This is a genomic window from Streptomyces sp. NPDC020490, from assembly GCF_044335305.1.
Taxonomy (GTDB): domain Bacteria; phylum Actinomycetota; class Actinomycetes; order Streptomycetales; family Streptomycetaceae; genus Streptomyces.
In genome coordinates this window covers 80257-96451 of record NZ_JBIRUY010000027.1, presented here as the reverse complement: position 1 = coordinate 96451, position 16195 = coordinate 80257, and the positions used below count along the sequence as shown (strand labels likewise).

Sequence of the window (16195 nt, the reverse complement as noted above, 5' to 3'; positions counted from 1 at the left end):
CGGAGCGACCGCCGAATGGTTACCGAGCGACCGCGAAACCCTCACGCACAGGACAGGACAGCATACGGACAGTAGGCGACATTCCGGCGTGTCCGTGGCAGGGAGGCGCTGAGCTGTCCTGATCATCGGAGGGGTGGAGGTGAGACGGAGGTGGCCGACTTCGTCGAAGCGGAGCAGGACTCGGCAGCGGACGGGCTGCGGCGCTGCCCGTGCGGCGCGGGGCTCCGCGAAGCACGTCAGGTGCACGAGGTCAGCGAGGTCCACGAGGTCCACGAGGTCCGTGAGGACATGCCTCGGGGGGCCGAAGAAAGGTTCCGGGGGCTGCTGGAGGCGGCGCCGGACGCCATGGTGATCGTCGACGACACCGGGACCATCCGGCTCGTCAACGCCCAGACCGAGGCCCTCTTCGGCTATCCGCGCGGTGAACTGCTCGGCCGTCCGGTCGAGTTGCTGATCCCGCAGCGCTTCCGCGCCCAGCACACCTTCCACCGCGGCGGTTACGCCGCCAACCGTCAGGTGCGGCCCATGGGGGCCGGCCTGGATCTGCACGGGCTGCGCAGGGACGGCACCGAGTTCCCGGTCGAGATCAGCCTCAGCCCGCTGGAGACCGCGGAGGGGCTGCTGGTGTCCGCGGCCGTGCGCGACGTCAGCGACCGCAAGGCCGCCGAGGCGCGCATCAACGAACTCGCGGCGCTGGTGGAGTCGTCGCAGGACGCGATCCTCGCCAAGACCCTCGACGGGTACATCACCTACTGGAACGCGGCCGCGCAGAACCTGTACGGCTACACCGCCGAGGAGGCCATCGGCCGCCACGTGTCCATGCTCGCCCCGGCCGAGCTGACGGAAGAGGTCTTCGTACTGCTGGAGCGGCTGCGGCAGGGCGAGAAGGTCGAGCACTTCGAGACGCTGCGGGTCACCAGCACCGGAGCCCTGCTCGACGTCGACGTCACCCTGTGGCCGACCCGGGACGCCGGCGGCACCGTGGTCGGGGCGTGTGCCATAGTGCGGGACATCAGCGACCGCAAGCAGGCGGAGGCCGAACTCACCGCCCTGTACGAGCAGCAGCGGCACATCGCCCTCACCCTGCAGCGCAGTCTGATGGGCACCCCTCCCGCCCTGCCGGGCCTGGCCACCGCCAGCCGCTACCGGCCCGCCACCCAGGGCGCCGGCGTGGGCGGCGACTGGTTCGACCTGGTGCCGCTGGGCGCCGACCGGGTCGGGGTGCTGATCGGCGACGTCATGGGCCGCGGGCTGGAGGCCGCCGCCGTGATGGGGCAGCTGCGTTCGGCGGCGCACGCGCTCGCCAAGACCGGCATGCAGCCCAGGCAGCTGATGCAGGCCCTGGACACCTGCGTGGCCGACCTGGACGTGCCGGACCAGCTCGTCACCTGCTGCTACCTGGTCATCGCCCCGGACGCCGGGACGGTGACGGTCTGCTCGGCCGGGCACCTGCCGGTGCTCGTCGCGGGCGCCGACGAGACGGTCCGCGGCCTGCTGGCCCCGGTCAACGCGCCGCTGGGCGTGGGCGGCGTGCTGTTCCAGCAGTCCTGCACGGCGATACCGCCGGGCGCGACGCTCGTGCTGTACACCGACGGCCTGATCGAGACGCCGGGCAGCGACATAGAGGTCCGGGTCGGTGAACTCACCGTCGTCCTGGACGACTACTTCACCGGCGGCACGCCGTGCCTGGAGAGCGCGGCCGACCATGTGCTGGCGAGTCTGCTGCCCGACGCGGAGAGCCACAACGACGACGTGACGCTCCTGCTGGCCAGGCTGCCGGCCGCGCCCCTGGCCGCCCTGACGACCGACCTGCCGGCCCTGCCGTCCTCCGTGCCGGAGGCGCGGGAGTTCCTCCACAAGGCGCTCACCTCGTGGGACTGCGCCAAAGCCGCCGACGAGGCGCTCCTGCTGCTGTCGGAGACGCTGACCAACGCCGTGCGGCACGCGGAGGGGCCCATCGGCCTGCACCTGCGCCGCACGGCCACCGACCTGACCGTCGAGGTCAGCGACCGCAGCCCGCACCTGCCCCAGCCGCGCCTCGCCGGTGAGGACGAGGAGTCGGGCCGGGGCCTGCTCCTGGTGCGGGCGCTGGCCCACAGCTGGGGGGTACGGCCCACCGACGAGGGCAAGACGACCTGGTTCACGCTCCGGCTGTGACGCGGCGTGCCGCGCGAGGTGCCGCGCGGGCGGCTGCCCGCGGCCGTACGGCCTCGTGCCCGGCGGCGGTCAGCGCACCTCTTCGGGGGCGCGGGTGGGCGGTGCGAGCGGGGTCGTCGTGCCGGAGCGGCGGCGGTAGACCAGGTAGGGGCGCGTCAGGTAGCCGAGCGGCACGCTCCAGACGTGGACGAGCCGGGTGAACGGCCAGGCCGCGAAGAGCAGGCAGGCGGTGAGCGCGTGCAGTTGGAACAGCAGCGGGGCGCCGGAGATCGCGTCGGGCTGCGGCTGGAGGGTGAACAGGCCGCGGAACCAGACGGAGACGGTCTCCCGGTAGTCGTAGCCGCCGCCGAAGACGTTGTGGGTGGCGGTGGCGGTGATGCCGAGGACCACGGCCGCGGCGAGCAGCGGGAAGAGGACCTTGTCGCTGCGGTCGGTGGTGATCCGGATGCGGCGGGTCAGCAGCCGGCGGGCGCACAGCATGCCGAGGCCGGTGACCATGGCGACGCCCGCGACGGAGCCGCCCACCACGGCGGTGGTGTGGTAGGCGTGCTCGGACATGCCGGCCGCCTCGGTCCAGGAGGCCGGCACCGCGAGCCCCATCACGTGTCCGGCGATCACCATGAAGGCGCCGAGGTGGAACAGCGGGCTGCCGAAACGCAGCCAGCGGTGTTCGAGGAGCTGGCTGGTGTGCGAGGTCCAGCCGAACTGGTCGTGCCGGTAGCGCCAGATGTGTCCGGCGACGAACACCGCCAGGCAGATGTAGGGGAAGGCGACCCAGAGGAGCAGATCGGTGCCGGAGACGTTCATCGGTGACCTTCCACGGTCGTCGGCGGGGCGGGGGCGGGCGGGACGAAGGTGCCGGGCGGGGCGAACAGCTCGCCGTACGGGTCGAGGCCGACGTCCTCGTTCGGGGGTCCCTGCGCGGCCAGTTCCGCGACCGCCTTCTCGTCGGCCTCGGTGGGCGGCGGCAGCAGGGTGAGCAGCGCGGCGAGGACGTGCCGGTAGGGCGAGTCCGCGTCGCCCAGCGCCCGGTGGATGAGCTGGAGCCCGCGCCGGTGCTGGCGCAGCGGGGCCTCGCCCGGGCCCGGGCCGGTGAGCGCGGCGAACTCCAGGACGACCGGGAGGTGGTCGGGCAGTTCCCCGCCGTCGGTGTCCCAGCCGGCCGCCTTGTAGCGCTGGGCCAGGGCCAGCAGCGCCATGCCGCGGCGGCGGGTGTCGCCGTGCAGGTAGTAGGTCAGGTACAGGCTGCTCCTGCGGCGCAGGTCGAACGTCTCGACGTAGTGCCGCTCCAGCGCGTCGGGCTCCTGACCGGTGAACCAGTCGGCGAAGGCGGCCAGTTCGGCGGCGGTCGGAGAGGCCGGCAGGGCCGCGACGGAGGCGGCCACGGCGGGCCGCGCGGCGACGAGTTCGGCGTCCGGGTACTGCAGCATCAGGGACATCAGCCGCAGCACCAGACCGCGGTCCTCGGGCGCGACCGGGTCGGGCGCGGGCCGGCGGCGCACGGCGGCCCGGATACGGGTGCGGACGATCGCGGGCACGGTGGCCGACAGCGGGCTCATGCGGACTCTCCCGTCCGGGTACGGCGCAGGGTGGGGATGCCGAGCATCACCCGGCGTTCCGAGGGCTCACCGGAGGACTCGACCGGGCAGCGGTTCTCCATCGCGGTGAGGGCGGCGGCGTCCTCCTTGTGCGCGGCGGGGACGACGTAGCGGTCCTCGTACTTGGCGACGGCGAGCAGCCGGTGCAGGTCCCGCGCCTCGCGGGCGGTGAGCCCCACGGCCTTCAGGGCGTCCTCGTCGCCGGTCTCGCCGAGCGTCACCTCCCGCATGTAGGAGCGCAGGGCGGTGAGCTTCATCAGTACGCCGGCCACCACGTCGGTGTCTCCGGCGGTGAACAGGCTCGCCAGGTAGTCCAGCGGGATGCGCAGCCGGGTGACGGCGGCGAAGACGTGGTCGGGGTCGTCCTGGTCGCCGCCCGCCGCGGTGACCGCGTCGAGGACGGGGGAGAGCGGCGGGACGTACCAGACCATGGGCAGCGTGCGGTACTCCGGGTGCAGGGGCAGGGCCACCTTGTAGCGGGAGACCAGGTCGTACACCGGGGAGCGGCGGGCGGCCGCCAGCCAGTCCTCGGGGATGCCGGCCGCCCGTGCCGCCGCGGCGACCTCGGGGTCGTGCGGGTCGAGGAAGACGCCGCGCTGGGCGTCCAGCAGGTCCTGCTCGTCGGGGGTGGCGGCGGCCTCGCCGACGCGGTCGGCGTCGTAGAGGAGCAGGCCGAGGTAGCGCAGCCGGCCGACGCAGGTCTCGGAGCAGACGGTGGGCTGGCCGGCCTCGATGCGCGGGAAGCAGAAGGTGCACTTCTCGGCCTTGCCGGTGGCGTGGTTGACGTAGACCTTCTTGTACGGGCACGCCGTCACGCACATCCGCCAGCCGCGGCACTTGTCCTGGTCGACGAGGACGATGCCGTCCTCGACGCGCTTGTACATCGCGCCCGACGGGCAGGCCGACACGCAGGCCGGGTTGAGGCAGTGCTCGCACAGGCGGGGCAGGTGGAAGAGGAAGGTCTGCTCGAACTCGAACTTCACCTTCTCGGCCCACTCCCCCGTCAGGTTGGGGTCGCCGCCGGCGTTCTCGGGCGCGCCGCCGAGGCCGTCCTCCCAGTTGGCGCCCCAGGTGATGGCGGTGGGCCGGCCGGTGAGGACGGAGCGGGGGCGGGCGACCGGGATGTCCTGGCCGGCGGGGGCGTTGACGAGGTTGTCGTAGTCGTAGGTGACCGGTTCGTAGTAGTCCTCGATGGCGGGCAGGTCCGGGTTGGAGAACAGCGACAGCAGGCGCTTGACGCGGCCGCCGGAGCGCAGGACGAGCCGCCCGCGCTTGTCGAGCATCCAGCCGCCCTTCCACTGCTCCTGGTCCTCGTAGCGGCGGGGGTAGCCGACGCCGGGCTTGGTCTCGACGTTGTTGAACCAGGCGTACTCGACGCCGGTGCGGTTGGTCCACGTCTGCTTGCAGGTGACCGAGCAGGTGTGGCAGCCGATGCACTTGTCGAGGTTCATCACCATCGCCATCTGGGCCATGACGCGCATGTCAGTACTCCACTTGCTGGCTGCGACGGCGGATGACGGTGACCTCGTCGCGCTGGTTGCCGGTCGGGCCGTAGTAGTTGAAGGCGTAGGTGAGCTGGGCGTAGCCGCCCGCGAGGTGGGTGGGCTTGAGCAGCAGCCGGGTCAGGGAGTTGTGGATGCCGCCGCGCCTGCCGGTGACCTCGGTCTTCGGCACGTTCACGTTGCGGTCCTGGGCGTGGTACATGTACACGGTGCCCTCGGGCATCCGGTGGGTGACCACGGCCCGGGCGGCGACGACGCCGTTGCGGTTGTACGCCTCGATCCAGTCGTTGTCCTTGACGCCGATCTTCTCGGCGTCGGCGCCGGACATCCAGATCGTCGGGCCGCCGCGGGACAGGTCGAGCATGTACTTGTTGTCCTGGTAGTTCGAGTGGATGGACCACTTGGAGTGCGGGGTCAGGTAGCGGACCGTGACCTCCGCCCGGCCGTCGCCCAGACGCTCGTCGCCGTAGTGCCGGGGTGTGTTCAACGGCGGCCGGTAGACGGGGAGCTGCTCGCCGAGTTCGGCGATCCAGTCGTGCTGGACGAAGAAGTGCTGACGGCCGGTGAGGGTGTGCCAGGGCTTCCTGTGCTCGGTGTTGATGACGAACGGGGAGTAGCGGCGGCCGCCGGTCTCGCTGCCGGACCACTCGTACGACGTGATCACCGAGCGGGGCTGGGTGCGGGTGTCGCTGAAGGTGATGCGCTCCGCCTCGCGCTCGGCGGCGAGTTCGACGAGCCCCTCGCTGCCGGTCTGCCGCTGCAGCTCCTTGAATCCCTCCGTGGCCAGCCGGCCGTTGGTGGTGCCGGACAGGGCGAGGATCGCCTCGCACATGTCGGAGGCGGTCGCCAGTGACGGGCGTCCGGCGGCCGCTCCGTCGCGGGCCGTGCCGTTGCGGTGCCGCAGTTCCTCGATCTCCCGGTCGGGGTGGACGGTGACGCCCTTGGTGGTGGTGCCGAGGGTGTCCAGGAGCGGGCCCACGGCGCGCATCTTGTCGGCGACGGCCGCGTAGTCGCGTTCGATGGTGACGAGCTTCGGCATGGTCCGGCCGGGAATCGGCTCGCACTCGCCCGCCCTCCAGTCCTTCACCACGCCGCCGGGCTGGGCGAGTTCGTCCGGGGTGTCGTGCAGCAGCGGCACGGCGAGGACGTCGGTGCGGGTGCCGAGGTGCTCGCGGGCCAGTTCGCTGAAGCGGTCGGCGATGGTCAGGAACGTGTCGTAGTCGGTGCGGGCCTGCCACGGCGGGGCGATGGCCGGGGTGAAGGCGTGCACGAAGGGGTGCATGTCCGTGCTGGACAGGTCGTCCTTCTCGTACCAGGTGGCGGCCGGCAGGACGACGTCGGCGAGCAGGCCGGTGGAGGTCATCCGGAAGTCCATGGCGACCATCAGGTCGAGCTTGCCCTCGGGCGCCTCGTCGTGCCAGACGACGTCCGCCGGCCGCGCCTCGGGCGGTGTCTCCGCGCTGCGCACGGCGCTGTCGGTGCCCAGCAGGTGGCGCAGGAAGTACTCGTTGCCCTTGCCGGAGGAGCCGAGCAGGTTGGCCCGCCACACGGTCAGCACGCGGGGGAAGTTGGCCGGGTCGTCGGGGTCCTCGACGGCGAACTTCAGCCGGTTCGCCTTCAGTTCGTCGACGATGTGCTCGGCGACCGGGCGGCCGCGCGCGGCGGCCTCGTCCGTCAGGTCGAGCGGGTTGCGGTCGAAGCCGGGGTGGCCGGGCGTCCAGCCGAGCCGTACCGCCTGCGCGAGGGAGTCGGCGAACGCCTTGCCCTTGAAGCGGCCCTCGCCCAGCGGGGAGGCCAGTTCGTCGGGTCCGAAGGCCTCGTAGCGCCACTGGTCGGTGTTGAGGTACCAGTACGAGGTGCCCGCCATGTGCCGGGTGGGCCGCTGCCAGTCGAAGGCGAAGGCCAGGTGCTGCAGTCCGGTGACCGGGCGGACCTTCTCCTGTCCGACGTAGTGCGCCCAGCCGCCGCCGTTGACGCCCTGGCAGCCGGTCATGGTCGTCAGCGCCAGGAAGGCGCGGTAGATGGTGTCGGAGTGGAACCAGTGGTTCGTGCCCGCGCCCATCGCGATCATCGAACGGCCCTGGGTGCGCTCGGCGTTGCGGGCGAACTCGCGGGCGATGCGGGCGGCCTGCGCGGCCGGCACGGAGGTGATGGTCTCCTGCCAGGCGGGGGTGTAGGGCTGGTCGGCGTCGTCGTACGACTCGGGCCAGCTGCCGGGCAGTCCGGGGCGGTGCACGCCGTACTGGGCGAGCATCAGGTCGAAGACGGTGGTGACCAGGCGGCCGCCGATCCTGCGGACCGGGACGCCGCGGACCATCGTCGAGCCGCCCTCGGTGGCGCCCTCGTCGAAGCGGGGCAGCGCGATCTCCACCGTGTCCTCGGCCCGCTCCAGCAGCGACAGTTCGGGGACCACGTCCCCGAGGTCGAGGTTCCAGCGGCCCCGCCCGGCTTCCCCCCACCGGAAGCCGAGCGAGCCGCCGGGGACCACCGGATCGCCGGTGGCCCGGTCCAGGAGGACGGTCTTGAACTCGGCGTGTTCCTCGTCGCCGCGCCCGAGGTCGGCCGCGGTGAGGAAGCCGTCGGGGACCAGCCCGTGCGTGCCGTGCTCGCGCAGCGTCACCAGGAACGGCGCGTCCGTGAAAGTCCTCAAATACTGCTGGAAATAAGGCACTTCGCGGTCGACCAGGAACTCGCGGAGGATCACGTGGCCCATCGCCATGGCCAGCGCGCCGTCGGTGCCCGGGTGCGGGGCGAGCCACTCGTCGGCGTGCTTGACGTTGTCGGCGTAGTCGGGGCTGACGGCGACGACCTTGGTGCCGTTGTAGCGGGTCTCGGTGAGGAAGTGCGCGTCGGGCGTGCGGGTGACGGGGATGTTGGAGCCCCACATCACCAGGTAGCCGGCGTTCCACCAGTCGGCCGCCTCGGGCACGTCGGTCTGGTCGCCGAAGACCTGCGGGGAGGCGACCGGCAGGTCGGCGTACCAGTCGTAGAACGACAGCAGCGTGGCGCCGATCAGCGACATGAAGCGGGCCCCGGCGGCGAAGGACGCCATCGACATCGCCGGGATCGGGGAGAAGCCGGCGACCCGGTCGGGGCCGTAGGTCTTGATGGTGTGCACATGTGCGGCGGCGACCAGCTCGGCGACCTCGTCCCAGTCGGCGCGGACCAGGCCGCCCTTGCCGCGGGCCTTCTTGTAGAGGCGCGCCTTGGCCGGGTCGGAGGTGATCTCGGCCCAGGCGGCCACGGGGTCGCCGAGGCGGCGCCGGGCCTCCCGCCACAGCTTCAGCAGCGCGCCCCGGACATAGGGGTAGCGCACCCGGCTGGGCGAGTAGGTGTACCAGGAGAAGGACGCCCCTCGCGGGCAGCCGCGCGGCTCGTACTCGGGGCAGTCGGTGCCGATCGACGGGTAGTCGGTGGCCTGGTGCTCCCAGGTGATGATGCCGTCCTTGACGTACACCATCCACGAACAGGAGCCGGTGCAGTTGACGCCGTGGGTGGAGCGCACCACCTTGTCGTGCGCCCAGCGGTCGCGGTAGAAGCCCTCCCATGCGGAGTCGCCCTCCCCGAACACCGCTCGTCCGTCGGCCGAGACCTCCCGGCGGGTCAGCAGCCGGCGGGCGGCCAGCGGCCAGCCTTCGGCACCGCGGCCCTGCGGTGGGTGCGCGATCTTGTCGTTCTCCATGAGGCCGGACGCTATGCGCGCCGCGGGGCGTACCACGTTGGGCCGAACGGCCCCGGCCGCACGCCGTAGGGCCCGGTGTGCCGGGACCGGTGGCCACGGCCGGGACGGACGGGCCGCCGCCCCGGGACGGACGGGCCGCCACTCGGCCCCCGGGAACCGGTGGCCGCGACCGGGACGGGGCAGCTGCCACTCGGCCCGAGAAGCCGCGTGCGTACCCCGCCGCGAGCTTCTGGTGGCTGGCCGCCGCCAGTTCGTCCTGCGCCTCGCGGGTGATGCCCCAGGCGCCGGCGGTGACGGCCGCGTGCTCGCCCATCGACAGGCCGGTGCACGGCTCGGCGTTGCGCGGGATGTCGGGGATCAGCTGGGACGGGCGGACGCGGGCGAGCGCCTTGACGGGGACCGGTGGCAGCGACCGGGACGAGCCGACCGCCATTCGGCCCCGGGGACCGGTGAGCTCGGTCGGGACGGGCCGACTGCCACTCGACGCCGGAGGCCGGTGAACGCGAGCGGGACGGGCCGAGTGCCACTCGGCCCGAGGCCGGTGGCCACGGCCGGGACGAGCCTGCTCCCTCTCGGCCTGGGAGACCGGTGAGCGCGAGCGGGACAGGCCGACCGCCACTCGGCCCCGGAGGCCGGTGGCGAGAGCCGGGACAGGCCGACTGCCGCTCAACACCGGAGGCCGGTGGGCGCGAGCGGGACGAGTCGGCTGCCGGCCCCGGTGACCGGTGAGCGCGGTCGGGGCGGGTCGGTGCCGCCCGGCGCTCGGGGCGCGGGGCCCGGGACGGCGGTCGGGCACGGGGCCCGGGAACGGCGGTCGGACACAGGGCCCGGGAACGGCGGTCGGACACAGGGCCCGGGGTGCGTCGGGCCGGCGCGTGGTGAGGTGGTCGGTGTCCTGCTCCGAGGACGGTCTGAGCTGGGGCGAAAGGGCCGTTCGGCCCTTGCCGGGAGGCCGCGCAGCCCCTGCCCGGGCCATCGGCCGCCCCCGGATGCTGGTAGCGGAGGGCCCGTGCCGGAGCGGACCGCGCGGGCACCGACCCGGGGAGGTGTTGACTGTGGTTCGCCCCGTTGTCGTAGGACTCGACGGTTCCCGCGAGAGCCTCGCCGCCGCCGACTGGGCGGCCCGGGAGGCGCTGCGCCGCGGACTGCCGCTGCGACTGGTGCACGCCTACGAGGGCCTGCCCCCGGACGTGTCGGAGCTGCCGGAGCTGGAAGCGCCGCGCTACTGGGCGGGTCGGATCCTGCGTGCCGCGCTGGACCGGCTCAACGAGCAGTACCCGCAGGTGTACCTGAGCGGCGAGCAGATCGCGCGGCCCGCCGCGGAGGCACTGGTCTCGGCGGGTGACGGGGCCGAACTGCTCGTCCTGGGCAGCCGCGCGTTCAGCGGTTTCGGCGGTTTCATGGCCGGATCCGTGGCGCTCGCGACGGTGGCCCACGTGCGGCGGCCCGTGGTGCTGGTGCGCGCCGAGCGGACCGCGGCGGACGAGCACGTCCCGGACGCCGGGGGCCGGCCGTCCGAGCGCGAGCCGTACCGCGAGGTCGTGGTCGGTGTGGACACCGCGCACCCGTGCGAGGAGGTGCTGAGGTTCGCCTTCGAGAGCGCGACCCTGCGCACCGCTCCGCTGCGGGTGGTCCACACCTGGCAGCCGCCGCGCCTGCCGGGCCCGGCGGACGTCCAGGCCGCCGACGCGGCCCGGACCGAGGCCGAGCAGGCGCTGACCGCGCTGGTGCGGCCGTGGCGTGAGAAGTTCCCGGCGGTCCAGGTCAGCGAGGTGGTGCGCATCGGGCATCCCGCGCAGGAGCTGCTGCACGCGGCGGCGGACGCCGGGCTGCTGGTGGTCGGCCGGAAGGCCCGTCCGGGCCGGTTCGGCACGCACACCGGCCCGGTCGCCCACGCGATGATGCACCACGTCCGGTGCCCGGTCGCGATCGTCCCGCACGAGTGAGACACGAGTGGGACACGCGTGGGACACGACTGAAAGGAGCATGGGCCCCGCGGCGGGGACGTTCGGCCCCTGCGGGAGCCGCCCGCCCCGGAGTTACCACTGGAGGGACCAGGGCTCCGGAGGAGGTGCCGTGTTCCAGGTACGCATCCACGGCCGCGGCGGCCAGGGCGCCGTCACGGCCGCGGAGTTGTTGTCGGTGGCGGCGTTTCTGGAGGGCCGTCACGCGCAGGCGTTCCCCAGCTTCGGCTCGGAGCGCACGGGCGCGCCGGTGATGGCGTTCTGCCGCATCGACGACGTCCCCATCCGGGTACGCGAACCGGTGACCCGACCGGACGCCCTGGTGATCCAGGACGCCACGCTGCTGCACCAGGTGAACGTCTTCGACGGGCTGCGGCCGGACGGAGCCGTGCTGATCAACTCGCCCGGCCGCGTCGATGAGCCGGGGCTCGCCGGTCTCGCCGCCACCGTGCCGCACGCCGTCGCCCTGACCGTGCCGGCCACCGCGCTCGCGCTGCGGCACTTCGGGCGTCCGGTGCCGAACGCCGTGCTGCTGGGCGGTCTGGCCGCGCTCACCGGATGCGTGCGGATCGACTCGCTGACCGCGGCGGTCCAGGAGCGTTTCCCCGCAGAGCTGGGCGCGGCCAACGCCGCCGCGGCCCGGGAGGCGTTCGACCATGTCCGCGCCGAGCGTGAGGAGTTCGTCCGTGCTCAAGCAGACTGAGGGCTCGCGCGCGGTGGCGGAGACCGTGGCGTACTGCCGTCCCGAGGTGATCGCCGCCTATCCCATCTCGCCGCAGACCCACATCGTGGAGGAGCTCAGCCGCCTGGTGAAGTCCGGTGCGCTGAAGCCGTGCGAGTACGTCAACGTCGAGTCCGAGTTCGCCGCGATGTCCATGTGCATCGGGGCGTCCGCGGCCGGCGCCCGCGCCTACACGGCCACCGCCGGCCAGGGCCTGCTGTACATGGTGGAGGCCCTCTACAACGCCTCCGGTCTCGGCCTGCCGATCGTGATGACCGTGGCGAACCGGGCCATCGGGGCGCCCATCAACATCTGGAACGACCACAGCGACTCCATGTCGCAGCGCGACTCCGGCTGGATCCAGCTGTACGCCCTCGACAACCAGGAGGCCGCCGACCTGCACCCGCAGGCCTTCCGGCTGGCCGAGGAGCTGTCGCTGCCGGTGATGGTGTGCATGGACGGCTTCGTCCTCACCCACGCCTGGGAGCGCATCGAGGTGCCGGAGCAGGCGCAGGTCGACGCGTTCCTGCCGCCGTACGAGCCGCGTCAGGTGCTCGACCCGGACGACCCGGTGTCGATCGGGGCGATGGTGGGGCCGGAGGCCTTCACCGAGGTGCGCTATCTGGCGCACGCCAAGCAGATGCGGGCGCTGGAGGCGATCCCCCGGGTCGCCGAGGAGTTCCGCGCGGTGTTCGGCCGCTCCTCCGGCGGGCTGGTGCACCCCTACGCCTGCGAGGACGCCGAGACGATCGTGGTGGTGCTCGGCTCCACGTTCGGCACCGTGTGCGACGTCGTCGACGAGATGCGCGAGCGCGGGGTGCGGATCGGCGCGCTGGCGATCACGTCGTTCCGGCCGTTCCCGCTGGAGGCGGTGCGGACCGTGCTCGGCCGGGCGCGCCAGGTGGTCGTGCTGGAGCGGGCGCTGGCCGTCGGTGTCGGCGGCATCGTGTCGGCGAACGTGCGGACCGCGCTGTCCGGGATCCACCTCGACGGCCACACCGTGATCGCCGGGCTCGGCGGGCGCGCGATCACCAAGGAGTCCCTGCACCGGCTGTTCGGCGACGCGCTCGCCGGGCGGCTGGAGCAGCTGACCTTCCTCGACCTGAACACCGAACTGGTGGAGCGGGAGCTCACGCGGATGGCGCGGACCAGGCGGTCGGGTCCGTCGGCGGAGAACATCCTGCGCGATGTGGGGAGCAACCGATGAGTGCCGCGCCGCAGGTCAAGTTCTACCAGGTGGGCAGCTTCGCCGCCGGGAACCGGCTGCTGGGCCCGGAGGCCCAGTCCGACCAGGCCGACCCGGGCCGGTCCAACGCGCTCACCTGCGGCCACCGCGCCTGTCAGGGCTGCGGCGAGGCGCTGGGCGCCCGCTACGTGCTGGACGCGGCCCAGCGGGCGGCCGGCGGCAAGGTGATCGCCGTCAACGCGACCGGCTGCCTGGAGGTGTTCTCCACGCCGTACCCGGAGACGTCCTGGCAACTGCCGTGGCTGCACTCGCTGTTCGGCAACGCGCCCGCCGTCGCCGCGGGCGTGGCCGCCGCGCTGCGCGCCAAGGGCCGCACGGACGTCCGGGTGGTCGGGCAGGGCGGCGACGGCGGCACGGTCGACATCGGCCTCGGCTGCCTGTCCGGCATGTTCGAACGGGGCGACGACGTGCTGTACGTGTGCTACGACAACGAGGCGTACATGAACACCGGCGTGCAGCGCTCCGGGGCCACTCCCCCGACCGCGCGCACGGCCACCACCCAGACGGTGGGCGAGGACCCCGGCGCCCCGTTCGGGCAGGGCAAGAACCTGCCGCTGATCGCGATGGCGCACGAGATCCCCTACGTCGCCACGGCCACCGTCGCCGGACTGCGCGACCTGGAGGCCAAGGCGCACCGGGCGATGGGGATGCGCGGCGCCCGCTACCTGCACGTGCTGGTGCCCTGCCCGCTGGGCTGGGGCACGCCGTCCCACGACACGGTCCGCATCGCGCGGCTCGCCGAGCGGACCGGGCTGTTCCCGGTGTTCGAGGCGGAGTACGGCGTGGTCACCGATGTCACCCCGATCCGGCGGCGGCTGCCGGTCGAGGAGTACCTGCGTCCGCAGAAGCGGTACGCGCACCTCTTCGAGCCGGAGCCGCGCACGGACGTCATCGCCCGGCTGCAGCAGGCCGCCGACCGCAACATCGCCCGCTTCGGACTGCTGACGGAGGAGGAGGTGCCGTCGTGAAGGAGAAGCCGTTCGCGATCACGCTGGACGTGGGCTCCAGCCTGGCCAACCGCACCGGCGCCTGGCGCACCGAACGTCCGGAGTACGTCGACCGGATGCCGCCGTGCAACCAGGCGTGCCCGGCCGGGGAGAACATCCAGCGGTGGCTCTACCACGCGGAGAGCGGCGACTACGAGTCCGCGTGGCGGCAGCTGATGCGGGACAACCCGCTGCCCGCCGTGATGGGCCGGGTGTGCTACCACCCGTGCGAGACCGCCTGCAACCGGGTGCAGGTCGACGACGCGGTCGGCATGAACTCGGTGGAGCGGTTCCTGGGCGACGAGGCGATCCGGCGCGGCTGGACCGTCACCGCGCCCGCCACGACCTCCGGCAGGCGCGTCCTGGTCGTCGGCTCCGGGCCGGCCGGGCTGTCCGCCGCCTACCACCTGCGCCTGCTCGGCCACGAGGTGACGATCCGGGAGGCGCAGGCGCGGCCCGGCGGCATGATGCGCTACGGGATTCCGCGCTACCGGCTGCCGCGTGAGGTGCTGGACGCGGAGACCGGCCGGATCCTCGCGCTGGGCGTCACGCTGGAGCTGGGCACGCGCGTGGACGACGTGCCGGCCGCGCAGCGCGACGGCGGCTTCGACGCGGTGTTCCTGGCGGTGGGCGCGGGCATCGGCAAGCGGGCCTACATCCCGGCCGGGGACAGCGCCCGCATCGTCGACGCGGTGTCGCTGCTGGGCAGCATGGAGGGCGCGGGCCCGCCGCTGCTGGGCCGCAGGGTCGCCGTCTACGGCGGCGGCAACACGGCCATGGACGCGGCCCGCACCGCACGCCGGCTGGGCGCGACGGACGCCGTGGTGGTCTACCGGCGCACCCGGGACCGGATGCCCGCGCACGACGTGGAGGTCGAGGAGGCGCTGGAGGAGGGCGTGCGGATGAAGTGGCTGTCCACCATCAAGCACGCCGACGGCGGCCGCCTCACCATCGAGAGGATGAGGCTCGACGAGACCGGATTCCCGCAGCCCACGGGCGAGTTCGAGGAGCTGGAGGCGGACAGCGTGGTGCTGGCGCTGGGCCAGGAGTCGGACCTGTCGCTGCTGGAGGCGGTGCCCGGGCTGACCGTGGACCACGGCATGGTGCGGGTGGCCGAGGGCTTGATGACGGGGCATCAGGGCGTCTTCGCCGGCGGCGACATGGTGCCCGCCGAGCGGACGGTCACGGTGGCCGTGGGGCACGGGAAGAAGGCGGCGCGGCACATCGACGCGTACCTGCGCGGCGAGGAGTACGAGCCGGGCGACAAGCACCCCCCGGCGTCCTTCGACCGGCTCAACACCTGGTACTACTCCGACGCGCCCGCCTCGGTCCGGCCGCGGCTCGAACCGGCCCGCCGCGTCTCGACGTTCGACGAGGTGGTGCGGGGGCTCGACGAGTCCACCGCGCTGTTCGAGGCGCGGCGCTGCATGTCCTGCGGCAACTGCTTCGAGTGCGACAACTGCTACGGGGTCTGCCCCGACAACGCGATCACCAAGCTGGGCCCCGGCAAGGGGTTCGCGATCGACCTCGACTACTGCAAGGGGTGCGGGCTGTGCGTGGCCGAATGCCCGTGCGGCGCGATCGAGATGGTTCCCGAGGAGGATTCCGGCACATGACCCACAGCACCCTCACGATGCCCGGACTGCTCCCGCGCATCCCGCTGTTCGCGGGACTGACGCGGGAGCAGCTCACTGTCATCGCGGCGGGCTCGCACGTCCGCGCGGTGGACCGGGGCACGATCCTGTTCCACCAGGGCGACCCGGTGCGCGGCTTCTTCTTCGTCGTGCGCGGCCAGGTGCAGCTGACGGTGTCCGCGGCCGACGGCGCGGAGAAGGTGCTGGAGATCGTCCCGGCCGGGGAGAGCTTCGGCGAGGCGGTGGTCTTCGACGGGATCACCTACCCGGTCACCGCCACCGCCCTGGTCGACACGGAACTGCTGTCGGTGTCCAGCCGCGCGGTGCTGGACCTGCTGGACCGCGACCCGTCCTTCGCCCGCCGCATGCTGGCCAACATGGCGGTCCGGCTGCGGCGCCTGGTGCGCGACGTGGAGTCGTACTCGCTGCGCACCAGCGAGCAGCGGGTGATCGGGTTCCTGCTGCACGAGGCGCGCGGCGAGGACGGCGGCCGGGAGGTCGTACTGCCCGCGGCGAAGCAGACCGTGGCGTCCCGGCTCAACCTCACCCCCGAGACGCTCTCGCGCACCCTGCGGGGGCTGACCGCGGACGGGCTGATCAGCGTCCGGGGCCGGTGCGTCACCCTGCACGACGCGCCCCGGCTGGCGGCCCGCCTCGAGTGGCGGTGATCCGCGTCACGGCGCCGGCTTGACCTGGATCAAGGAT

11 protein-coding genes and 1 pseudogene are annotated in these 16195 nt (G+C 73.0%); 7 read left to right on the top strand and 5 right to left on the bottom strand.

Annotated elements, in window-relative coordinates; all coding sequences use genetic code 11:
• Positions 1–288 precede the first annotated feature (288 nt).
• Positions 289–2157, top strand: coding sequence for a PAS domain S-box protein (locus ACH4ZX_RS26270; RefSeq protein WP_398277522.1), 1869 nt, complete (start codon positions 289–291; stop codon positions 2155–2157).
• A gap of 69 nt (positions 2158–2226) precedes the next feature.
• Here the strand turns inward: ACH4ZX_RS26270 and narI are convergent, their stop codons facing one another.
• From narI to ACH4ZX_RS26245, 5 genes and pseudogenes are all read right to left on the bottom strand, one after another.
• On the bottom strand, positions 2227–2964 hold the full coding sequence (narI, locus tag ACH4ZX_RS26265) for a respiratory nitrate reductase subunit gamma (protein ID WP_398277398.1): 738 nt from the start codon (positions 2962–2964) through the stop codon (positions 2227–2229).
• Positions 2961–3716 (bottom strand): nitrate reductase molybdenum cofactor assembly chaperone, encoded by a 756-nt coding sequence (gene narJ / locus ACH4ZX_RS26260; protein WP_398277395.1) that lies wholly within the window; start codon positions 3714–3716, stop codon positions 2961–2963. The genes narI and narJ overlap by 4 nt, the downstream gene beginning before the upstream one ends.
• Positions 3713–5236: a nitrate reductase subunit beta gene (narH, locus tag ACH4ZX_RS26255; protein ID WP_398277392.1), complete on the bottom strand. Its 1524-nt coding sequence runs from the start codon at positions 5234–5236 to the stop codon at positions 3713–3715. The genes narJ and narH overlap by 4 nt, the downstream gene beginning before the upstream one ends.
• A 1-nt stretch (position 5237) precedes the next feature.
• On the bottom strand, positions 5238–8939 hold the full coding sequence (locus tag ACH4ZX_RS26250; RefSeq protein ID WP_398277389.1) for a nitrate reductase subunit alpha: 3702 nt from the start codon (positions 8937–8939) through the stop codon (positions 5238–5240).
• Between the two features lie 195 nt (positions 8940–9134).
• Positions 9135–9333 (bottom strand): annotated as a pseudogene (locus ACH4ZX_RS26245) (acetyl-CoA C-acyltransferase); the annotation flags it as partial.
• Positions 9334–9994: 661 nt separating this feature from the next.
• On the opposite strand from ACH4ZX_RS26245, the gene ACH4ZX_RS26240 reads away from it, so the two are divergent.
• From ACH4ZX_RS26240 to ACH4ZX_RS26215, 6 genes are all read left to right on the top strand, one after another.
• Positions 9995–10885, top strand: coding sequence for a universal stress protein (locus ACH4ZX_RS26240; RefSeq protein WP_398277386.1), 891 nt, complete (start codon positions 9995–9997; stop codon positions 10883–10885).
• 130 nt (positions 10886–11015) lie between these two features.
• Entirely contained in the window at positions 11016–11606 is a 591-nt protein-coding gene (locus tag ACH4ZX_RS26235; RefSeq protein WP_398277383.1) for a 2-oxoacid:acceptor oxidoreductase family protein, read from the top strand.
• Positions 11590–12831, top strand: a complete 1242-nt coding sequence (gene porA / locus ACH4ZX_RS26230) for a pyruvate ferredoxin oxidoreductase (RefSeq protein ID WP_398277380.1) — start codon at positions 11590–11592, stop codon at positions 12829–12831. The genes ACH4ZX_RS26235 and porA overlap by 17 nt, the downstream gene beginning before the upstream one ends.
• Entirely contained in the window at positions 12828–13838 is a 1011-nt protein-coding gene (locus ACH4ZX_RS26225; RefSeq protein WP_398277377.1) for a thiamine pyrophosphate-dependent enzyme, read from the top strand. The genes porA and ACH4ZX_RS26225 overlap by 4 nt, the downstream gene beginning before the upstream one ends.
• On the top strand, positions 13835–15472 hold the full coding sequence (locus ACH4ZX_RS26220) for an NAD(P)-binding protein (RefSeq protein WP_398277374.1): 1638 nt from the start codon (positions 13835–13837) through the stop codon (positions 15470–15472). Before ACH4ZX_RS26225 ends, ACH4ZX_RS26220 begins: the two co-directional genes overlap by 4 nt.
• Positions 15469–16158, top strand: a complete 690-nt coding sequence (locus tag ACH4ZX_RS26215) for a Crp/Fnr family transcriptional regulator (RefSeq protein WP_398277371.1) — start codon at positions 15469–15471, stop codon at positions 16156–16158. The genes ACH4ZX_RS26220 and ACH4ZX_RS26215 overlap by 4 nt, the downstream gene beginning before the upstream one ends.
• Positions 16159–16195 lie beyond the last annotated feature (37 nt).